Here is an 18,147-nt window from a genome sequence, read left to right on the forward strand (position 1 = left end):
CGTGACGATCGTCACCAAGACGTCGAATGACGAGGCCCTGCGCCGTCAGCCGAGCCTGCGCTCGAGCTCCCCCCGCGCCGGCTCGACGAGCGCGGCGTGCAGGCCTCGGAACGTCGCGACCGAGAGCGCTGCCGGCCAGTCGTCCGCGAGGTGCTCGGCCGGCAGGCGCGGCACGGCCCGCAGCAGGTCGAGCCAATCGGCGACCAGCGCCGTCAGGTCCGCCAGCGCGGCCGGCCCGCCGCCGGGCGCCCGGCCGGCCCACCGGCGCCGGAACTCCTCGTGCCGCACCCGCATCTCGTCGAGCCGCCAGGCCGTGCGCACGCTGCGGGCGGCCGAGAACCCGGGGACCTCGTGCGCGCGGAACGCCACGAGCTCCATCGCGTCGGCGGGGCCGCCGTCGAGCGCTCCCCCACCGGGCGCGTCGTCGTCGGGACGCCCGTCGTGCACGCCGCCGAGCGCCTCGGCGACGTCCACCTCGCCGGGCGCGATCCACAGGCCGTCGCGCAGCAGGCCGAAGCCGGCCCACGCGAGCTGGGCACGCACCCGGTGCCGCATGTCCCGCCGGCTCTCGGGCACGGAGAAGGTCACCAGGGTCCAGCCCGTCCCGAGCGGCGCGAAGGGGTCGTCGGCGAACACGCGCCCCTTGGCCTCGCGCAGCACCCGCTCGCTCTCAGGAGTGAGCACGTGCGAGACGGTGCGCCCGACGCGGATCGGGGCGAGCAGGCCCCGCGCGGCCATCCGGTTGAGGGTCGCGCGCGTCGCCGCCTCCCCGACGCCGAGCTCGGCCAGCAGGGCGATGAGCTCGGCGGTGGGCAGCGGGCCGACGTCGCGATCCACGACGAGCTCGCCCATGAACGCCAGCAGCAGCTGCTCGGGGCGGCGCCTGACCGCCTCCGGACCCGGACCGGCGAGGTCCGCGGAGGGCTTCGGCATGCGCGGGAGTATGGCACGCCCGCCCGGCCACGGGCCGCGACCGATGCCGCAAGACGATTGACATGCGTGACATCCAGTTGCACGATGGCCGCACAAGTGTCATGCATCACACGTCAGCGTCGACGGCGCACGGCACTCCCCCGCTCGACACCCGAGATTCAACGGAGAATTGAGGCCCCCATGAACCGACGTCCCGCCCTCCTGGCGGCACTCGTCGCGTCGTTGTCGCTGGGACTTGCCGCGTGCTCGTCCGGCGAGACCACGCCCGAGGAGCCGGGCACCTCCGCCGCGGTCGGGGCCGAGTCCCCGCGGGCCATCACGATCGGCGCGCTGAGCATCAGCGAGACCGCGCCCCTGTGGGCGGCGGTCGAGGCCGGCGTCTTCGCCGAGCACGGGCTCGACGTCACGGTCCAGCCGATCCAGGGCGGCGCGCAGGCCATGCCGGCCCTCCTCAACGGCGACGTCGACTTCTCGATCGGCCAGCCGTTCGGCGCCATGCGCGCGAGCCTCCAGGGCCTCGACGTGCGGGTGATCTCGAACTACGCGGAGAGCTACACCGAGGGCGACGACATCAACTCGGTCGTGACCGGCGCCGACAGCGGGATCAGCCGACCGGCCGACCTCGCGGGCAAGCGCGTCTCGGTCAACTCCCTGGGCGCCGCGGGCGACCTGACGATCATGGCGGCGGTCGAGGCGGACGGCGGCGACCCGAGCACCATCGAGTTCGTCGAGGTCGCCTTCCCGGATGCCCAGGCCCAGCTCGAGTCGGGCAACATCGACGCCGCGTGGGTGCCCGAGCCGTTCGTCTCGATGATCGTCGGCGCGGGTGGCTCACGCGTCGTCGACCCCTACCAGGCGGTGCTGCCCGGCCTGCCGACGCTCGTCGTGCAGACCACGGGCGCGACGGTCACCGACGACCCGGAGCTCGTCCAGGCCGTGCGCGACGCGTTCGCGGACGCGTTCACGTGGGCGCAGGAGAACGACGAGGCGCTGCGCCAGTCACTCGTCGACGAGATGTCGCTGCCCGAGGCCGCCGCGCAGTCGCTGCCGCTCCCGCACTTCACCACGCCGATCGACCGCGACGTGCTCCAGAGCCTGGCCGACCTCGCGGTCGAGCACGAGTTCTTCGAGCAGGCCCCCGACCTCGACACCCTCATCTCCGAGTGACCCAGCAGACCGACATGGTGAACGGCTCGCGTCCTGGCGGCGGCAGCCCCGGGACGCGGGCCGTCCCCGTCGGGCCGGGCGCGGGCCGCCCCGACGCACCGGCCGGCGCGGCACCCGGCGCACCGGCCGACGTCACCCCCCGTGCCCCGCGCCCCGGTGGGCGCAGCGCCGGCCCGGCCGCTGGCCGTCGTCGCACCGGCCGTCCGGGGCCGGCCCGGGCCGGCGGGTCCGCGGCGCTGGGCGCCCTCGGCGTCGTCGGCTGCGTCCTGACCTGGGAGGTCGTCGCCCTCGCAGAGGTGGTCAACCCCGCGTACCTGCCGCGCTTCACGACGACGGCGGCGCGCCTGGTCACCGAGCTCGGCACGCCCCGGTTCTGGTCCGCCCTGGGCGACACCGTCGTCACGTGGGCGCTCGGCCTCGCGATCGCCGTCGTGGCCGCCCTCGTCGCCGGGACCGTCATCGGCCTCGTCCCGTTCCTGCGGCGGGCCACCCGCTCCACGGTCGAGTTCCTGCGGCCGATCCCGTCGGTCGCGATCATCCCGCTCGCCGTGCTGATCGCCGGCCTCTCGCGCGAGGCGGCGCTCGTCGTCGTCGTCTACGCGCCGTTCTGGCAGGTGCTCATCCAGGTGCTCTACGGCGTCGCGGACGTCGACACGGTGGCACAGGACACGGCCCGCAGCTTCGGGCTCGGCTGGCTGCGCAGGCTGCATCACGTGGTGCTCCCGACCGCCCTGCCCTACGTCATCACCGGTTTCCGCCTCGCCGCCTCGATCGCCCTCGTGCTGACCATCACCGCCGAGCTCGTGATCGGCAACCCCGGGATCGGCCGGCAGATCGACGTGTACCGGTCCGCCCCCGACGCGCCCGGCCTCTACGCCCTGGTGCTCGTGACCGGCGCCCTCGGGCTCCTCGTCAACCTCGGCACCCGGGCCGTCGAGCGACGGGTCCTGCACTGGCACCCGTCGGTCCGCAAGGAGGGTGCCGCGTGAGGACCACCGCCCGCCGCGCGCTCGTCTCCGTCGGCTTCGCCGCCGGCCTGCCCGCGCTCCTCGTGGCCGCGTGGGCGCTGGCCACCCAGGGCACGACGAGCCTCTACTTCCCCTCGCCCGCACGGGTCGCGCAGGCCTTCACGCGCACGTGGCTCGCCCCGGAGACGATCACGGGCGACGTCCTGCCCAGCCTCGCCCGCTTCGGCATCGGCGTGCTCCTGTCCATCGTCATCGGCGTGGTCGCGGGGACGGCCATCGGCGCGACGCCGTGGCTCCGGGCCCTGCTCGAGCCCATGCTCGAGTTCTTCCGGGCCATCCCACCCGTGGTCCTGGTGCCCGTCCTCATGCTCCTGCTCGGCATCGACGACACGATGAAGCTCGCCGTGATCGTCTCGGGCAGCGTCTGGCCCGTCCTGCTCAACACGATCGAGGGCGTCCGGGCGATGGATCCCGTGCTCACGGACACGTCCCGGTCCTACCGGGTCCGTGGGGCGCTGGCCTACCGCTACTTCGTGCTGCCGGCCGCGAGCCCGCAGATCATGGCCGGCATCAGGCTCTGCCTGTCCATCGGCCTGATCCTCATGGTGATCTCGGAGATGTTCGCCTCGTCGTCGGGGCTGGGCTACCAGATCGTCTACTTCCAGCGGCAGTACATGGTCGCCGAGATGTGGAGCGGCATCCTGCTGCTCGGTCTCGTCGGCGTGGTCGTGGCCGCGGTCTTCCAGCTCGTCGAACGACGGGTCCTGCACTGGTACCACGGCTCGAGAGAGGTCGCACGTGGCTGAGAACACCCCCCTGCTGTCCGTCCGGGAGCTGAGCAAGACGTACCCGGGCGCGAACGGGCCGGTCGAGGCGATCGGCTCGATCAGCTTCGACGTGCACCCCGGTGAGCTGGTGTGCATCGTCGGGCCGTCGGGCTGCGGCAAGACGACGCTCCTCAAGTGCCTCGCGGGCCTGCTGCCCCCGACGTCGGGCTCGGTCATGCTCGACGGCGCGGAGGTGAGCGCACCACCGAAGAAGATGGCGCTCGTCTTCCAGGAGTACGGCCGGAGCCTGTACCCGTGGCTCACGGTGCGGGACAACGTGGCGCTGCCCCTCAAGGCCCGCGGCGTCCCCCGCGCGGAGCGGCTGGCCGCGGTCGAGCGGGCCGTCGAGGAGGTCGGCCTCGCCCACGCGCTGGACACCTACCCGTGGCAGCTGTCCGGCGGCATGCAGCAGCGCGTGGCGATCGCGCGGGCCGTGGCCTACCAGCCGGAGGTGCTCGTCATGGACGAGCCGTTCGCGGCGGTCGACGCGCAGACCCGGGCAGACCTCGAGGACCTCGTCCGCCGCGTCTGGAAGGACCTCGGGGTGACCGTGCTCTTCGTGACGCACGACATCGACGAGTCCGTCTACCTCGGGGGCCGGGTGCTCGTGCTCTCGAGCTCGCCGACCGTGGTGCAGGAGGACCTCGCGATCGACCTGCCGGCCGAGCGGGACCAGCTCACCACGCGCGCGCTCCCCCGGTTCACCGAGCTGCGGACCCACGTGTACGGGCAGATCCAGCGCGCCAAGCGCGGGGAGGCCGTGCCTGCCGTCAGGTGAGCGGGGCCGGGTCGCCGTCGGCGGGGGCCGCGCCGTCGGCGCCGTGCACGCCGCGCAGGACCGTGGTCAGGAGCCGCTGGAGGACGTCCCGCTCCTCGCGCGTGAGCGCGGAGGTCAGGACGGCGTCGACCCGCGACGCCGACGGCGCGACGTCGCGCAGCACCTCCCGGCCCGCCCGGGTGAGGCGCACGACGTTGCGGCGCCGGTCCGCATCGGCGCGTGCGCGGGCGACGAGGCCACGCGCCTCGAGGCGGCCGACGAGGCCGGCGACGGTCGAGCGGTCGAGGTCCAGGGCGTCGCAGAGCTCCCGTTGGCTCGCCTCGCCGAGGCGGTGGAGCACGTTGAGCACACCGAACTGGACGTTCGTGAGCCTGGCGCCCACCTGCTGCGCCCACGCGACCAGGTGGGCCTGCTGCGCACGGCGCAGGAGGAACCCGGTGTGGTGCGCGAGGTCGAGGGGCAGGTCGTCGGGCACGTCGTCCGGCACGCCGTCGGGCACCGCGCCGTCCCGCACCGCGCCGTCCCGCACCGCGCCGTCGTGCGTCAGGTTCCCGTCGGTCACCGGGCCATCATCCTCGGGCGCGGCCGCTTCCCGGCGGACGTCACAGCCAGCGCGGCGGCTCCGGGACGGGTGAGCCGTCCGCCGTCGTGAGCAGGTGAGCTCCGCCGCGCCCGGTCGCCCAGCGCGCCAGGTCGGCCGCGCGGCCGCGCACGGTCACGGGACCACCCGGCGCGGGGACCCGGTCGAGTGCCCGGAGCCCCGCCCCGCCCGCCGCGCCGAGCGCCGTCCGGGCCTCGGGCGGGGCGTCCTGCCTGCTGCCCCACACGCGGACCACGTCTGCGAGCAGCAGGTCGACGAGCTCGGGCGGGAAGTGCCGGAACGACGCGCCGTGGTCGAGGTCGACCGCGTGGATCCACACCTCGCGCGTGCGCATCCAGACGGTCTCGCTCGCGGGCACGACGCGGCCCTGCGCGGTCCGGACCTGGGCGTGCCAGGCGTCGTCGGCCAGGTCACGCCACTCGACGTCGAGGTGGACCGCGGCGTGCGCGGACAGGTTGCGCAGGGCCCGCGCGGGCAGGGTCGCGCCGAGCTCGATCTCGGCGTCCCGCTCCTCGGGCGAGGCGTACATCGGGGTCTCGACCCCGGTGGCGGCCCACTGGGTGAGGCGCGTGAGGGCGCGCGCGTTGAGCCCGACGTGCGCGACCACGTGGCGGCGCAGCCAGCCCGGCACGAGGGACGGGGCGCCCAGCTCGCTGGTGCGGAGCTCGTTGAGCGCGCGCGAGAAGTACGCCTGCCCGCGCCGGGCGAGCAGCAGCGCGGCGAGCAGCTCGGGGTCGGTGGTCCGGTCGGTCCGGGCGGGCATGTCAGGCCTCCGCCACGATCGCGTTGCGCAGCTCGCCGAGCCCGCTGACGGTCGTGGTCAGCGTCTGCCCGGGGGCCAGGTAACGCGGGGGCGTCCGCGCGTGGCCGACGCCGCCGGGGGTGCCCGTCGCGATGACGTCGCCGGGCCGCAGGGTCAGGATCTGCGACACGTAGGCGACGAGCGCGGCGGGGCCGAAGACCATGTCGTCCACCGCGGTGTGCTGCACCCGCTCGCCGTCGACCGACGTGGCGAGCTCGCCCGTGAGCACGTGGGAGCCGCCGTCCTCGACCGTGATCCACGGGCCGAACGGCGTGGTCGCCTCGAAGGTCTTGCCCTGGAGCCACTGGGGGGTGCGGTACTGGTGGTCCCGCATCGTGACGTCGTTGAGCACGGCGTAGCCCGCGATGGTCGCCTGGGCCGCCGCCTCGTCGAGCCGCCGTGCGGTTGCACCGACGACGACGGCGACCTCGCCCTCCCAGTCCACGGCGTCGGCGGCGTGCGCGGGGAGCACGATCGGGTCGTAGGGGCCGATCAACGCCTCCGGGTACTTCGCGAACAGCGTGGGGTGGGTGGGCAGCTCGCGTCCCATCTCGAGGATGTGCGCGCGGTAGTTGAGGCCGACGCACACGATCTTCGAGGGGCGCAGCACGGGCGGCGCCCACGCGGTCGGCCCGATCTCGGCGAGCGCGTGGCGCGTACCGTCGGCTGTCGCGGCCCGCTCGCGCCAGTCGCCGGTGCCGAGCAGTGCGCCGACGTCGGCGAACCCCGGGATCTCGACCGCCGCGTCGTCGTCCACCCGGACCGCCACCGTCGCGTCCGGCGACGCGCCGTCGTCCGCAGCGCCTCCGCGCAGCCGCAGGGTGCCGAGCCTCATGCGAGGTCCTCGTTGCGCTGGCCGGGCACGTAGGTGCGCGTGAAGTGGAGGCGGTCGATGATCGGCCCGTCGGTGAACCGGAAGAGGTCGAGCTGCGTGTCGGCGTGCAGCGACCACGGCACCCAGCTCGGGACGGCGAACAGGTCGCCGGTCTCGAGGCGGTGCTCGGTCCCGCCGAGGACGACGGTGCCCTCGCCCTCGAACACCTGCCACACCGAGGAGCCGACCTCGTGGCGGGGCGCCGTCTCGGCGCCGCTGCGCAGCCGGTGGAACTCGCACCGCAGGGTGGGCATCACGTCCCCGCCGGTCGTGGGGTTGACGTACCGGATCGCGGCGTGGCCCTGCTCGACCGTGGCGGGATGGCCGGCGTCCTCGAGCGCGAGCTGCTCGCGCAGCGCACGGTCGGTGTGCTCCCAGCGGTAGGCCGCGAGCGGCGAGCTGGGCTGGTCCTCGAGGGCGGACAGGGGGCGCAGGCCGGGGTGGGCCCAGAGCCGCTCGGAGCGCGACACGTCCGGCGACGCCTCGTCGGTCACGCGCTCCGAGCCGAACTCGAAGAACCCGACGTCGGTGTAGTGCGAGAACGGCACGTCCAGGCCGTCGATCCAGGCCATCGGCTGGTCGGTGTCGTTGTGGTGGCCGTGGAAGTTCCAGCCCGGCGTGAGCAGCAGGTCGCCGCGGCGCATCGCGACGGGGTCGCCGTTGACGACGGTCCAGACGCCCTCGCCCTCGACGACGAAGCGGAAGGCGTTCTGGCTGTGCCGGTGCTCCGGGGCGGTCTCGTGGCCGCCGAGGTACTGGATGGCGCACCAGAGGGTCGGGGTCGCGTAGGCGGTTCCCGGCAGGCCGGGGTTGGCCAGGCCGAGGGCGCGACGCTCGCCGCCGCGGCCGACGGGGACGAGCTCGCCGGAGCGTTCCGCGAGCCCGTAGAGGGTCGACCACTTCCACACGTGCGGCAGCGCCTTGGGCGCGGGCGCGAAGGGCATGAGGTCGTCGCGCTGGGTCCAGAGGGGAGAGAGGTTCTGGGCCGCGAAGTCGGTGTAGAGCTGCTGGAGCTCGGGGGTGTCGGCGTGGCCGTCCATCTGCTGCACGGTGTCCTCCTCGATGGCGTCGTCGCCAGTCGTTGGTACACCAACGATATGTGTCCGCGCCTCTCCTGGGAAGAGGCCCGATCGCCGAGACCGCACTTCTGCGCCGAACCCGCACTCGCGCATGTGCGACCTCGGTGCGGACGTGCGATCTCGGCACGGCGCGGGGGCGGATGGGGGGTGGGTGTGGGGGGGCTCCGCAGCCCAGACCTCAGGTCCCAGCCGGTGCCCGAGGCGCAGACCTACGATCACGCCATGGCACCCGCCGGGTCCTACCTCGCCGAGCTCGTCCGGATCAACGACACCCTGATCTGGTCCCACGACCGGACGGACTCGCTCATCGCAGCCGTCGCTGTCGTCCGCGACCTCATGGGCGCGCGGCTCGCACCCACCTACCTGCTCGACGAGGCGGGGAACCTGCTCGTCCTCGTCACAGACGACGAGCAGCGCGCCGTCCTCGGCGAGGGCTTCGCGACCATGCCTGCGCACGAGCACGTGCGCGAGCCGTGGATCAACCCGCAGGAGTGGCCCGTCTCCGCGGCCGACCACCTGGACCATGAGGCGTGGACGAGCCTTCCGGCCGACTTCCGGGCCTGGTTCGGCGAGTCCGGCGTCGTCGTCTCCATCCACGCCGACGGACGCCACCTCGGCGCGGTGCTGCTGTGCTTCGACGGACCGTTCACGCTCACCCAGGAGCGCAAGGAGTTCCTCGCCGCCGCCGGCCGCATCCTCGGCAACGCCGTGTACCGCTGGCAGGTCGGCAGCCGCGAGCGCGAGCTCGGTGCGCTCGAGGAGCGCCGCCGGCTGAGCGACGAGCTCCACGTGGACCTGTCCCAGCAGGTCGCGGCCGTGGGGCTGCACGCCGGGGTGATGCGGCTCGACGCGGTCGCGGGTGACACCGCCCGCCTCGCGCAGGACCTGGACCGGCTCGACGAGCTCGTCGGCGTCCTCGGCCGCAGCCTGCGTCACCAGATGCTCGGCCTGCGCGCCGACGGGGAGATGGTCGGCGGCACGTTCGTCGACCAGGTGCGCGTGCACGTCGAGAACTTCCGGCGCCAGATCGGCATCCCCGTGACGGTCGAGTGCCCGGGCGGCTGCACCGGTGACGAGGTGCCGCTGCCCGTCGCCGCCCAGCTCATCCGCGTGCTCCAGGAGGCGCTCGCGAACGTGCACCTGCACGCCCGGGCGGCGACCGTCACGGTGCGGGTGCTGCCGTCGCACACCCGGATCCGCCTCGAGGTCGAGGACGACGGCAACGGGTTCGACCCCACGAGCGTCCCCGACTCCCGCCTCGGCGTGGCCATCATGACCGAGCGCATGCAGCAGGTGGACGGCGTCGTGCACTTCGGACGGGGCGCGGCGGGCGGCACGCTCGTCACGGCCGAGGCCCCGCTGCACCCGGCCCGTCACGGGCGCGCGATCCCCGCAGGGACGGGTGCCTGACGTGGGCACCGGTCCGACGACCGTCCTCGTGGTCGACGACCACGCGCTGTTCCGCGACGGCCTCATGGCGCTGATCAGCCGCTGGGACGACTTCACGGTCATCGGCAGCGCCGCCGACGGCGCGGAGGCGGTCCGGCTCGCCGCGACCCTGCGGCCGCAGCTGATCCTCATGGACGTGCGCATGGCGGGCGTCGGGGGCGTCGAGGCCACGCGGCAGATCACGGCCGCCGACCCGGACGTGCGCGTCGCGATGCTCACCATGTCGAGCCTCGGCGAGGACGTGTTCCAGGCGCTGCGCAACGGCGCGCACGGCTACCTCAGCAAGGACGAGCCCTCCGAGCGGCTGCACGCCGCCCTCGCCGGCCTGATGCGCGGCGAGACCGCGCTGTCGTCGACGATCGCGGCGATGGTGCTCGCCGAGTTCGGCCGGCCGGGCCAGGCGACCCACCACCTCGTCCCGCCCGCGCGTGAGCGGCTCTCCCAGCGCGAGCGTGACGTGCTGCGCCTGCTCGTCGACGGGCTGTCGAACGAGCAGATCGGCCAGGAGCTCTTCCTCAGCGAGGCCACGGTCAAGAAGCACCTCGGCAGCATCATGACCAAGCTCCACGTGCGTAACCGTGTCCAGGTCGCGGTGCTCGGCGTGCGCGAGGGGATCGTCGGCTGAGAGGTAGCCGATCGGCTACCCCGGTGTACCCGAAGGGGGCTGGCCCGGCAGCGGCCCGCGCGGCTTGACTCGAAGGAGACGGGGCTGCGCCACGGCGCAGGCGCCCGTACGGGTCGCAGCGAAGGGTCGCCGGATGAGGGCAGTGGTCGCCTACACGTGGGCACGGGACGTCGCGGACGCCGCGGTCCGTCAGGACGGGACCGTCGAGTGGCGCAAGGACAAGATGTCGCCGGGCGAGGACGACCACGCGGCGCTCGCGGCAGGGCTCGCCCTCACCACCGACGGCGGCACCCTCGTAGGCCTGACCTGCGGCAACGGCGACGCGAGCTGGGCGCTGGCCCGCGGCGTCGAGCAGGCCGTGCACGTCACCGACGCGACACCGCACGACGACGACGCGGCGACGGCGGCCGTCCTCGCCGCGGGCGTGCGGTCGATCGGGGCGGTCGACGTCGTGCTCGTCGGCGACAGCGAGGAGCACCCCGGTGTACCCGTGGCCCTGGCCGCGCACCTGGGCTGGCCTGCCGTGGTCGGTGTGACGACCGCCGCCGCGCGGGACGGGCGCGTCGAGGTGGTCCGCACCGTCGGAGACCTCGAGGAGACGCTCTCGCTCGCGCCGCCCGTGGTGGTCGCCGTGGCCGCGAGGTCCGCCGAGACCCGCGTCCCGGGCATGAAGGAGCTGCTCGCCGCGCGCAAGCGCCCGGTGACGCGCACGACCCTCGCCGAGCTCGGCGTCGACGTCCCTGACACCCTCGTGGCCCGCGGCACGCGCCTACCGGCGACGGCCCCCACCCGGGTGTTCGACGGCGAGCCCGGCGAGGCCACCCGGCAGCTGGTCGCGGCACTGCGCAACGAGGGAGTCCTGTGATGAGCGCTACCGCAACCGGCGCGTGGGTGATCGCGACGGAGGAGAAGCGGCTCGCGGCGATGGTGCGCGCGGCCCGCGCGCTCGGTGGCACCGTCACCGTCGTGGCCGTCGGCCCGCGCGCGCTCGCGGACGCGGCGTCGGCGGCCGGCCCCGACGGCGTGCTGTGGCTCGAGCCCGCGGGCGCAGAGCCGGTCGAGGCCCACGCCGCCCACGTGGCCGCCGCGGCCGCGGACGCCGCGCCCCGGACGCTCCTCGCGACCGTCGAGCCCGGTGCGCGCGCGCTGCTCGGCGCCGCCGCCGTCCGCCTGGGCGCCGCAGTCGTGCCGGGCGTGCTGAGCCTGCGCACCGAGGGCGAGGGCGTCGTCGTCGAGTGCTCCGCCGCCGGCGGCGCCGCCATCGCGACGCTCGCCTGCCCCGGCCCGCTCGCCGCCCTGTTCGCGGGCGACGACGACGTCACCGCTGCGGCGGCGCCCTCGGCGCCCGTCCGGGTGCTCGACGACGGGACGGCCCCCGCCGACCTGCGCGTCGTCGGGCGCGCCGCGAGCGGGCGGTCCGCCGGTGTGCGGGACGCGGAGCGCGTGGTGTCGGTGGGCCGCGGCCTGAAGGCGAAGGCGGACCTGGCGCTCGTCGAGAGCCTCGCGTCGACGCTCGGGGCGGAGGTCGCGTGCTCGATGCCCGTGGCCGAGGACCTCGGCTGGGTCGCCAAGGAGAGGTACGTGGGCCGGTCCGGCCAGCACATCTCCCCGCGCCTCTACGTGGCCCTCGGCATCTCCGGGACGCCGCAGCACATGGAGGGCGTGCGCGAGGCCAAGGTCGTCGTCGCCGTGAACAACGACCCCGCGGCGGCGATCTTCCGGACGGCGGACTACGGGATCGTCGGCGACCTGTACGACGTCGTCCCCGCGCTCGTCGCGGCACTGAGCTCGTGACGCAGGGGTCACGCAACACGAAGGAGTGAGACAGATGTCAGAACAGTTCGACGTCGAGTACGACCTGGTCGTCGTCGGGGGTGGCGGGTCAGGGCTGTCGTGCGCCGTGCAGGCCGCCCAGAACGGGCTCAGCGTGGCCGTGCTCGAGAAGATGCCGCAGCTCGGCGGCAGCTCGGCGTTCGCGGAGGGCCACGCGGCCTTCGAGTCCGACGAGCAGGTCAAGCGCGGGATCGACGTGTCCAAGGACGAGGCGTTCCGCGCTTACATGGACTACAGCCACTGGCACGCGGACTCGACGATCGTCTCCCGGTTCGTGGAGAACGCGGCCACGACCATCGTGAAGATGCGTGACCTGGGTGCGGTCTACGAGGAGGTCATCGTGACCGCGGAGGACCAGCCCGGCGAGCTCGTGACCTGGCACATCCCGCAGGGTGAGGTCGCCCGGGTGCTCGAGCTCATGGAGGCCAGGGCACGCGAGCTGGGCGTCGAGATCTACCTGTCGACCCCCGCCAAGGAGATCCTCAAGGCCGACGGGCGCGTGGCCGGGGTGGTCGCGACCGACTCCGACGGCGAGGACGTGCGCATCGGCGCCAAGGCCGTCGTGGTCGGCACCGGCGGGTTCGCGAAGAACCCGGAGATGCTCAACAAGTTCTCCGCGTGGGACTGCGGCGCCCAGATGATCAACGTGGGCGGCGAGGGCAACGAGGGCGACGGCCTGCAGATGATGTTCGACGTCGGCGCCAAGGAGTGGTCGTCGATCGGCACGCTCCTGCTCTTCCCGTTCATGCGCGGCAAGACCGTCATGTCCCACACCAACACGGCGGGCTTCCAGCCCTACCTGTGGGTGGACCGCGACGGGCGCCGCTGCACCAACGAGATCTGCGGCCTCAACTTCGGCAACGCGGGCGACGTCGTCGCCAACCTGCCGGGCAGCTTCTACTGGGCGGTCATCGACCAGGCCCAGGTGGACCACCTGGTGCAGGACGGCTGCGAGGTCGGGCTCGGCGTGTACGTCCGCACGGGCGAGAAGCTCACGAACCTCCCGATGGAGCTCGCCGCGGACGTCGAGGCAGGCACCGTGTTCCGGGGCGAGACGCTCGCGGAGCTCGCCGCGGGCATCGGGGTGTCGCCGGAGGTGCTCGAGGCCGAGGTCGCCGAGTACAACCGCATGTGCCACGACGGCAAGGACACCCGGTTCCACAAGGAGAAGTACCTCGTCCCCGTCGAGACGGGCCCGTACTTCGCCATCAAGATGGAGCCCGGGATCATGGTCACGATGGGCGGCATCAAGATCGACGACCAGATGCGCGTCATCGACCAGGCCGGTGCGCCCATCCCCGGCCTGTACTCCGTGGGCTGCGACGCCGGCGGCCTGTTCGGCGACTCGTACATCCTCACGGTCCCCGGCTCGGCCAACGGGTTCGCCCTGACGTCGGGCTGGCTCGCAGCAGACCACGCCACCCAGATGATCAAGGAGTTGGCGACCGTCTGACCGCCGCGCGGGGGCGGAGGCGGCGGGCCCCTGGCCTCCACCCCCGCGCCAACCGCCGAGGTCGCACATCCGCACCCAAGTCGTACTCGCGCATGTGCGGCCTCGGTGCGGATGTGCGACCTCGGCGGGGCGAGGCCGGGCCGGGGCCGGGGTCGGGGCCGGGGACTGACGCTCAGGACGCGGAGGAGGCGACCTCGTCGAGGTGCTCGAGCAGGCGGTCGGCGGCGGCCTCGACCTCGGGGTGGTCGTTCTGGGCCGCGCGCTGCTTGGCGTGGATGAGCGCCGCCCGGTTGACGCGCGTGAAGTCCCCGTACGGGAAGGCGTACCGCGACTTCGTCTCCGGTGAGGCGTCCGGGTCGACGGCCAGGTGCCACGCACCGAAGCCGTCGTACCCCTCCGCCTCGACGACGCGGTTCTCGTCGTCGGCGCCCGGGGCGGCGTCGGACCACTCGGTCGTCGTGTCGTACGTGCCGTCGTCGATGAGGCGGCGGGCCTGCCGGACCGCCGCGTCGTTCACGGAGTAGGTGGGCATGGTTCGACCATAGCCACGGCCGTCCCGGCCGCATCCCGAGCCCCGTGCCCGTGGCCGCGCACCAGCCCTGCGGCACCGGTACGAGGCTGGACATGCCCGCGCGACCGCACCGACGATGGTCGGCGCGGCGCCACCATGTCGAGATCCGGCACCCGGCTCCGTCCCCTGGGCGACCGCGCCCACCAAGGGGCGCACCTGGGAGGAGAACCACGATGGCGAAGTACCTGCTGCTCAAGCACTACCGCGGCGCACCGGCGGCTGTGAACGACGTGCCCATGGACCACTGGACGCCGCAGGAGGTCACCGCGCACATCCAGTACATGGGCGACTTCGCCGCACGGCTCGAGGCGAACGGTGAGTTCGTCGACGGCCAGGCCCTCGCCCCGGACGGCCTCTGGGTCCGGTACGACGGCGAGGGACGGCCGCCGGTCACGGACGGTCCGTTCGCCGAGACCAAGGACCTCATCGCCGGCTGGATGATCATCGACGTCGAGAGCGAGGCCCGTGCGGTCGAGCTGGCCGGCGAGCTGTCCGCGGCACCCGGAGCGGGCGGGAAGCCGATCCACGAGTGGCTCGAGGTGCGCCCGTTCCTGGCGGCGCCGCCGACGATCACCGAGTGACACCCGCGGACGGCTTCGACGTGGACGACGCCGGGTCCGGCACAGGGCTCACCGCGGGCACCCCTGCCGTGGACGAGGCAGTGCTCCGCGGGCTCGTGCCGCGGGTGCTCGGGGCCCTCGTCCGACGCGGTGCCGACTTCGCGGCGGCCGAGGACGCCGTGCAGGAGTCGCTCGTCGAAGCCGTCCGCACCTGGCCGGCGTCCCCACCGCGGGACCCGGCCGGGTGGCTCGTCGCGGTCGCGTGGCGGCGGTTCCTCGACGCGACCCGGGCCGACGCCGCGCGCCGACGTCGGGAGGCGGAGGTCGCGGCGGAGCCACCGCTCGGCCCGGTCACCGGCGGCGACGACACGCTCTGGCTGTACTTCCTGTGCGCACACCCCTCGCTGACACCGGCGTCGGCGGTCGCGCTCACGCTGCGCGCCCTGGGCGGGCTCACCACCCGCCAGGTCGCGCAGGCGTACCTGGTTCCCGAGGCGACGATGGCGCAACGCATCAGCCGGGCGAAGCGCACCGTGGCGGACGTCCGCCTCGACCGTCCCGGCGACGTCGCGACCGTCCTGCGCGTGCTGTACCTCGTGTTCAACGAGGGGTACTCGGGCGACGTCGACCTGGCTGCCGAGGCGATCCGGCTCACCCGGCAGCTCGCGGAGGCCGTCGAGCACCCCGAGGTGTCCGGGCTGCTCGCGCTGATGCTGCTCCACCACGCCCGGCGGGCCGCCCGCACGACGCCCGACGGCGCTCTCGTCCCGCTCGCCGAGCAGGACCGCACGCGATGGGACACGGACCTCATCCGCGAAGGCGTCGACATCCTGCAGGCGGCGTTGGCCCGGGACCGGCTCGGTGAGTACCAGGCGCAGGCCGCGATCGCCGCTCTGCACGCGGACGCCCCCACCGCGCAGGACACCGACTGGGTGCAGGTGGTCGAGTGGTACGACGAGCTGGTGCGGCTGACCGACAGCCCGGTCGCCAGGCTCAACCGCGCCGTCGCGGTCGGCGAGGCCGACGGTCCGCACGCGGGGCTGGCGGCCTTGGCGGGCCTGGACCCGTCGCTCCCCCGTCACGACGCCGTGGCCGCCCACCTGACCGAGCGTGCCGGCGACGTCGAGCGCGCCGCCCGGCTGTACGAGGCCGCGGCCCGCGCGGCGCCCAACCTCGCGGAGCGTGACCACCTGACGCGGCAGGCCGCGCGACTGAACGCGGCGCGCAGGCCCTGAGCCAGGCGCCGGTCACGGCAGGCACGGCCGGCCTGGGCTGGGCCCGTCAGCCGTGCCGGGAACCCTGGACCGGCTCCGTCGCGCGTTCGACACCGGAAGCGGTCGTCGCCTCCAGGAACGCCACGCAGGCGTCGACGACCGCCTCGAAGCGGAACGACCGGTAGACGTCGAACGCGTGCTGGGCGCCGGGCAGGACGGCACGGACCACGGGCCGGGGCGACGCGGCGGCGACGTGCCGCGCGAGCGCCGCACCGCCATCCGTCCCGACGTAGCTGTCGAGCCCCGCGTCGATGATCATGAGCGCGGGGGCTCCGCGGCCGTCGAGGAGGAGCGGTGTCGAGGGCACGGCGCCGTCGTCCGACTGCCCGTAGTACGAGCCGTAGTACCCGTAGAGGCCGATGACGGCCGCGATCGGCCCGGCGTCGAGCACGGCGACGCGACTCGCGCGTGCGTCGTCGGCCGCCACCCGTGCGCAGGCGGCCTCCGAGTGCCCGAGCCCCAGCAGCGTCGCCAGGTGTGCTCCGGCAGAGCTTCCGGCCAGGGTCACGACCTCCGGGTCACCGCCCCACTCGCCGGCGTGCGCACGGGCCCACTCGACGGCTGCCCGCGCGTCGTCGAGGTGGTCGACGAGGTCCGCCTCGGGCCGCAGCCGGTAGTTCGCGTCGACGCACACCCAGCCGCGCTGGGCCAGCCGGTGCAGCAGGGCCCTCGCCTCGCGGTGCTTGCCTCCGCTGAAGTAGCCGCCGCCGTGCCAGTAGACGAGCACGGGCGCACCTGGTCTCCTGTCCCGGCGGTGGTAGACGTCGAGCCGCTGGCGACGATGCGGCCCGTAGGGCACGTCCGCGAGCCTGATCACGGACCTCGGACGCACGGGCAGGAAGCCGACCAGGCCTCGTACCGGGTGCACCCGGGGCCGCACCCCTGCGCGCGCACGCCCGTCGGGGCCGAGGCCGAGCCCGACGTCGAGCGCGTGGCGCAGGACGGGGGCCGCACCCAGAGCGCGTCGCGCGACCTCGACGAGACCGACGAGGATCATCGCGACGGCTGCCGCGAGCAGCAGCCCGCCCGTGCTGCTGAGGTCGAGCTCGCCCTCGACGGCGACGATCGCGGTCGAGCCCAGCAGCAGGACGGCCGCGAGCTGGGGCAGTTCGTTCACCAGCTGGCCGAGGGCGAAGCTCGCGATCCCCAGGCCTCGCGTCCGGGTGATCGGCCGGAGCGCGAGGGCGGTGCACACCGCGATGAGAGCCATCGTGATCAGGTAGTTGAGCGACACGTCACCACTCCCTCTACATCTGTATAGGCCCGCTACTCTACGTCAGTAGAGGATCGAGTCAAGGGAGAGCAGTGACGGCCACCAGCAGGCGTGAGGCCATCGCGGACGCGGCGATCACGACCCTGGCGCGGGAGGGCAGCCGGGGCCTCACCCATCGGGCTGTCGACCGGCAGGCAGGCTTGGCGCAGGGGTCGACCTCGTACTACTTCCGGACGCGGGACGCCCTCGTGATGGCCGCGGTGGAGCGGCTGGCCGAGCTGGACGCGCGGCTCATCCCGGCGGCGCCGAGCGGGCCGGGTGACGGGTTCGCGGACGCGGTCGCCGGTCTCGAGGAGGCCATCCGAGCGGCGCTCGGGCCCGGGCGGGACCGGCTGCTCGCCCGCTACGCGCTGGCACTCGAGGCGACGTGGCGGCCGGAGCTGCGACCGGCACTCGATCGCGGCGAGCAGGCTCTGCGGACCAGGTTCGCCGCCCTCACCGAGCGCCTGGGGGCGCCGGACCCGCTCGCGGCAGCCCGCGACGTCCTCGTCCTGCTCGACGGTGTCCTGTTCGCAGCGGTGACCCGCGGCCTGTCCGACGACGGCTCGGACCCGGACGTCAGCGGGCTCGCAGGGATGGTCCTCGCCGGCGTCGGTGCACAGGGACCGCACACCGGGTGACCGTCGCGCACCCGGCAGCAGCCGGAGCCGGCTACCCCGAGCGCTGGGGCAGCTCCTGCACGGCCCACGTGTTGCCGTCCGGGTCGGCGAAGTGGACGAACCTGCCCCACGCCAGGTCCTCGACGGGCGTGACCTCGACGCCACGGCTCACGAGGTCCTCGTATGCCTCGTCGGCGGACGACACCACGACCTGCAACGCCCGCAACGACCCCGCCTCCATGTCGCTGATGCCCTCACCGAAGGCGATCGAGCACGCCGAGCCGGGCGGCGTGACCTGGATGAACCGCAGGCCCTCGTGGACCCGGACGTCGTGGTCGACGGGCCACCCGAGCGTGTCGCCGTAGAACTCCCTCGACCGCTCGGCGTCCGCGACGGGCACGCTCACCAGCTCGATCCGGTAGTCGACCATGTCTGCTCCTTCGCACGACGGGATGCCTGACGGGTCACCCCAACGTAGACG

The 18,147-nt window shown here is 74.0% G+C and carries 20 protein-coding genes; 12 read left to right on the forward strand and 8 right to left on the reverse strand.

Annotated elements, in window-relative coordinates; translation table 11 throughout:
• Window positions 1–45: 45 nt before the first annotated feature.
• Window positions 46–933, reverse strand: coding sequence for a PaaX family transcriptional regulator (locus FZ988_RS02795; RefSeq protein WP_149202449.1), 888 nt, complete (start codon window positions 931–933; stop codon window positions 46–48).
• A gap of 180 nt (window positions 934–1,113) precedes the next feature.
• Here FZ988_RS02795 and FZ988_RS02800 point away from each other — a divergent pair, with 180 nt between their 5' ends.
• The 4 genes from FZ988_RS02800 to FZ988_RS02815 are packed head-to-tail and all read left to right on the forward strand — an operon-like array spanning window position 1,114 to window position 4,673.
• Window positions 1,114–2,100 (forward strand): ABC transporter substrate-binding protein, encoded by a 987-nt coding sequence (locus FZ988_RS02800; protein WP_149202450.1) that lies wholly within the window; start codon window positions 1,114–1,116, stop codon window positions 2,098–2,100.
• Window positions 2,097–3,089 carry an ABC transporter permease gene (locus FZ988_RS02805; RefSeq protein WP_246169127.1) on the forward strand — a complete coding sequence of 331 codons (993 nt, stop codon included), beginning with the start codon at window positions 2,097–2,099 and terminating at the stop codon, window positions 3,087–3,089. The genes FZ988_RS02800 and FZ988_RS02805 overlap by 4 nt, the downstream gene beginning before the upstream one ends.
• Window positions 3,086–3,874, forward strand: coding sequence for an ABC transporter permease (locus FZ988_RS02810; RefSeq protein ID WP_149202451.1), 789 nt, complete (start codon window positions 3,086–3,088; stop codon window positions 3,872–3,874). The genes FZ988_RS02805 and FZ988_RS02810 overlap by 4 nt, the downstream gene beginning before the upstream one ends.
• Entirely contained in the window at window positions 3,867–4,673 is an 807-nt protein-coding gene (locus tag FZ988_RS02815) for an ABC transporter ATP-binding protein (protein ID WP_149202452.1), read from the forward strand. The genes FZ988_RS02810 and FZ988_RS02815 overlap by 8 nt, the downstream gene beginning before the upstream one ends.
• Here the strand turns inward: FZ988_RS02815 and FZ988_RS02820 are convergent.
• Genes FZ988_RS02820 through FZ988_RS02835 form a run of 4 tightly spaced genes read right to left on the reverse strand, consistent with a single transcriptional unit; the run spans window position 4,666 to window position 7,990 of the window.
• Window positions 4,666–5,235: a MarR family winged helix-turn-helix transcriptional regulator gene (locus tag FZ988_RS02820; RefSeq protein WP_149202453.1), complete on the reverse strand. Its 570-nt coding sequence runs from the start codon at window positions 5,233–5,235 to the stop codon at window positions 4,666–4,668. The two genes, FZ988_RS02815 and FZ988_RS02820, sit on opposite strands and share 8 nt — an antisense overlap.
• Window positions 5,236–5,275: 40 nt before the next feature.
• On the reverse strand, window positions 5,276–6,037 hold the full coding sequence (locus FZ988_RS02825; protein WP_149202454.1) for a maleylpyruvate isomerase family mycothiol-dependent enzyme: 762 nt from the start codon (window positions 6,035–6,037) through the stop codon (window positions 5,276–5,278).
• A gap of 1 nt (window position 6,038) precedes the next feature.
• Entirely contained in the window at window positions 6,039–6,911 is an 873-nt protein-coding gene (locus FZ988_RS02830) for a fumarylacetoacetate hydrolase family protein (RefSeq protein ID WP_149202455.1), read from the reverse strand.
• Window positions 6,908–7,990 (reverse strand): cupin domain-containing protein, encoded by a 1,083-nt coding sequence (locus FZ988_RS02835; RefSeq protein ID WP_149202554.1) that lies wholly within the window; start codon window positions 7,988–7,990, stop codon window positions 6,908–6,910. Before FZ988_RS02835 ends, FZ988_RS02830 begins: the two co-directional genes overlap by 4 nt.
• Before the next feature lie 261 nt (window positions 7,991–8,251).
• Between FZ988_RS02835 and FZ988_RS02840 the strand changes: the two genes are divergently transcribed.
• From FZ988_RS02840 to FZ988_RS02860, 5 genes are all read left to right on the forward strand, one after another.
• Window positions 8,252–9,439 (forward strand): sensor histidine kinase, encoded by a 1,188-nt coding sequence (locus tag FZ988_RS02840; RefSeq protein ID WP_149202456.1) that lies wholly within the window; start codon window positions 8,252–8,254, stop codon window positions 9,437–9,439.
• Window position 9,440: 1 nt separating this feature from the next.
• Window positions 9,441–10,103, forward strand: a complete 663-nt coding sequence (locus FZ988_RS02845; protein ID WP_149202457.1) for a response regulator — start codon at window positions 9,441–9,443, stop codon at window positions 10,101–10,103.
• Between the two features lie 133 nt (window positions 10,104–10,236).
• Window positions 10,237–10,968, forward strand: coding sequence for an electron transfer flavoprotein subunit alpha (locus FZ988_RS02850; protein ID WP_149202458.1), 732 nt, complete (start codon window positions 10,237–10,239; stop codon window positions 10,966–10,968).
• Window positions 10,968–11,897 carry an electron transfer flavoprotein subunit alpha/FixB family protein gene (locus FZ988_RS02855; protein WP_149202459.1) on the forward strand — a complete coding sequence of 310 codons (930 nt, stop codon included), beginning with the start codon at window positions 10,968–10,970 and terminating at the stop codon, window positions 11,895–11,897. Before FZ988_RS02850 ends, FZ988_RS02855 begins: the two co-directional genes overlap by 1 nt.
• A 34-nt stretch (window positions 11,898–11,931) precedes the next feature.
• A complete protein-coding gene (locus FZ988_RS02860) occupies window positions 11,932–13,389 on the forward strand; it encodes an FAD-dependent oxidoreductase (RefSeq protein ID WP_149202460.1) in 1,458 nt (485 codons plus the stop codon).
• A 172-nt stretch (window positions 13,390–13,561) separates the two neighbouring features.
• Here the strand turns inward: FZ988_RS02860 and FZ988_RS02865 are convergent, their stop codons facing one another.
• The gene (locus FZ988_RS02865) at window positions 13,562–13,921 is read right to left on the reverse strand and encodes a hypothetical protein (RefSeq protein WP_149202461.1); all 360 of its coding nucleotides are present in this window, start codon (window positions 13,919–13,921) and stop codon (window positions 13,562–13,564) included.
• A gap of 212 nt (window positions 13,922–14,133) precedes the next feature.
• Here FZ988_RS02865 and FZ988_RS02870 point away from each other — a divergent pair, with 212 nt between their 5' ends.
• Together FZ988_RS02870 and FZ988_RS02875 are read left to right on the forward strand one after the other, a co-directional pair.
• Window positions 14,134–14,541 carry a YciI family protein gene (locus tag FZ988_RS02870; RefSeq protein WP_149202462.1) on the forward strand — a complete coding sequence of 136 codons (408 nt, stop codon included), beginning with the start codon at window positions 14,134–14,136 and terminating at the stop codon, window positions 14,539–14,541.
• Window positions 14,542–14,609: 68 nt separating this feature from the next.
• Window positions 14,610–15,755 carry an RNA polymerase sigma factor gene (locus FZ988_RS02875; protein WP_149202555.1) on the forward strand — a complete coding sequence of 382 codons (1,146 nt, stop codon included), beginning with the start codon at window positions 14,610–14,612 and terminating at the stop codon, window positions 15,753–15,755.
• 46 nt (window positions 15,756–15,801) lie between these two features.
• On the opposite strand, the gene FZ988_RS02880 is transcribed toward FZ988_RS02875, so the two are convergent.
• Window positions 15,802–17,028: an alpha/beta hydrolase gene (locus FZ988_RS02880; RefSeq protein ID WP_246169129.1), complete on the reverse strand. Its 1,227-nt coding sequence runs from the start codon at window positions 17,026–17,028 to the stop codon at window positions 15,802–15,804.
• Window positions 17,029–17,099: 71 nt separating this feature from the next.
• Between FZ988_RS02880 and FZ988_RS02885 the strand changes: the two genes are divergently transcribed.
• Window positions 17,100–17,687: a TetR/AcrR family transcriptional regulator gene (locus FZ988_RS02885; protein WP_149202463.1), complete on the forward strand. Its 588-nt coding sequence runs from the start codon at window positions 17,100–17,102 to the stop codon at window positions 17,685–17,687.
• 31 nt (window positions 17,688–17,718) lie between these two features.
• Here the strand turns inward: FZ988_RS02885 and FZ988_RS02890 are convergent, their stop codons facing one another.
• Entirely contained in the window at window positions 17,719–18,096 is a 378-nt protein-coding gene (locus FZ988_RS02890) for a glyoxalase superfamily protein (protein ID WP_149202464.1), read from the reverse strand.
• Window positions 18,097–18,147: the final 51 nt, after the last annotated feature.

The sequence above is a fragment of the Actinotalea subterranea genome (assembly GCF_008364845.1).
GTDB lineage: Bacteria > Actinomycetota > Actinomycetes > Actinomycetales > Cellulomonadaceae > Actinotalea > Actinotalea subterranea.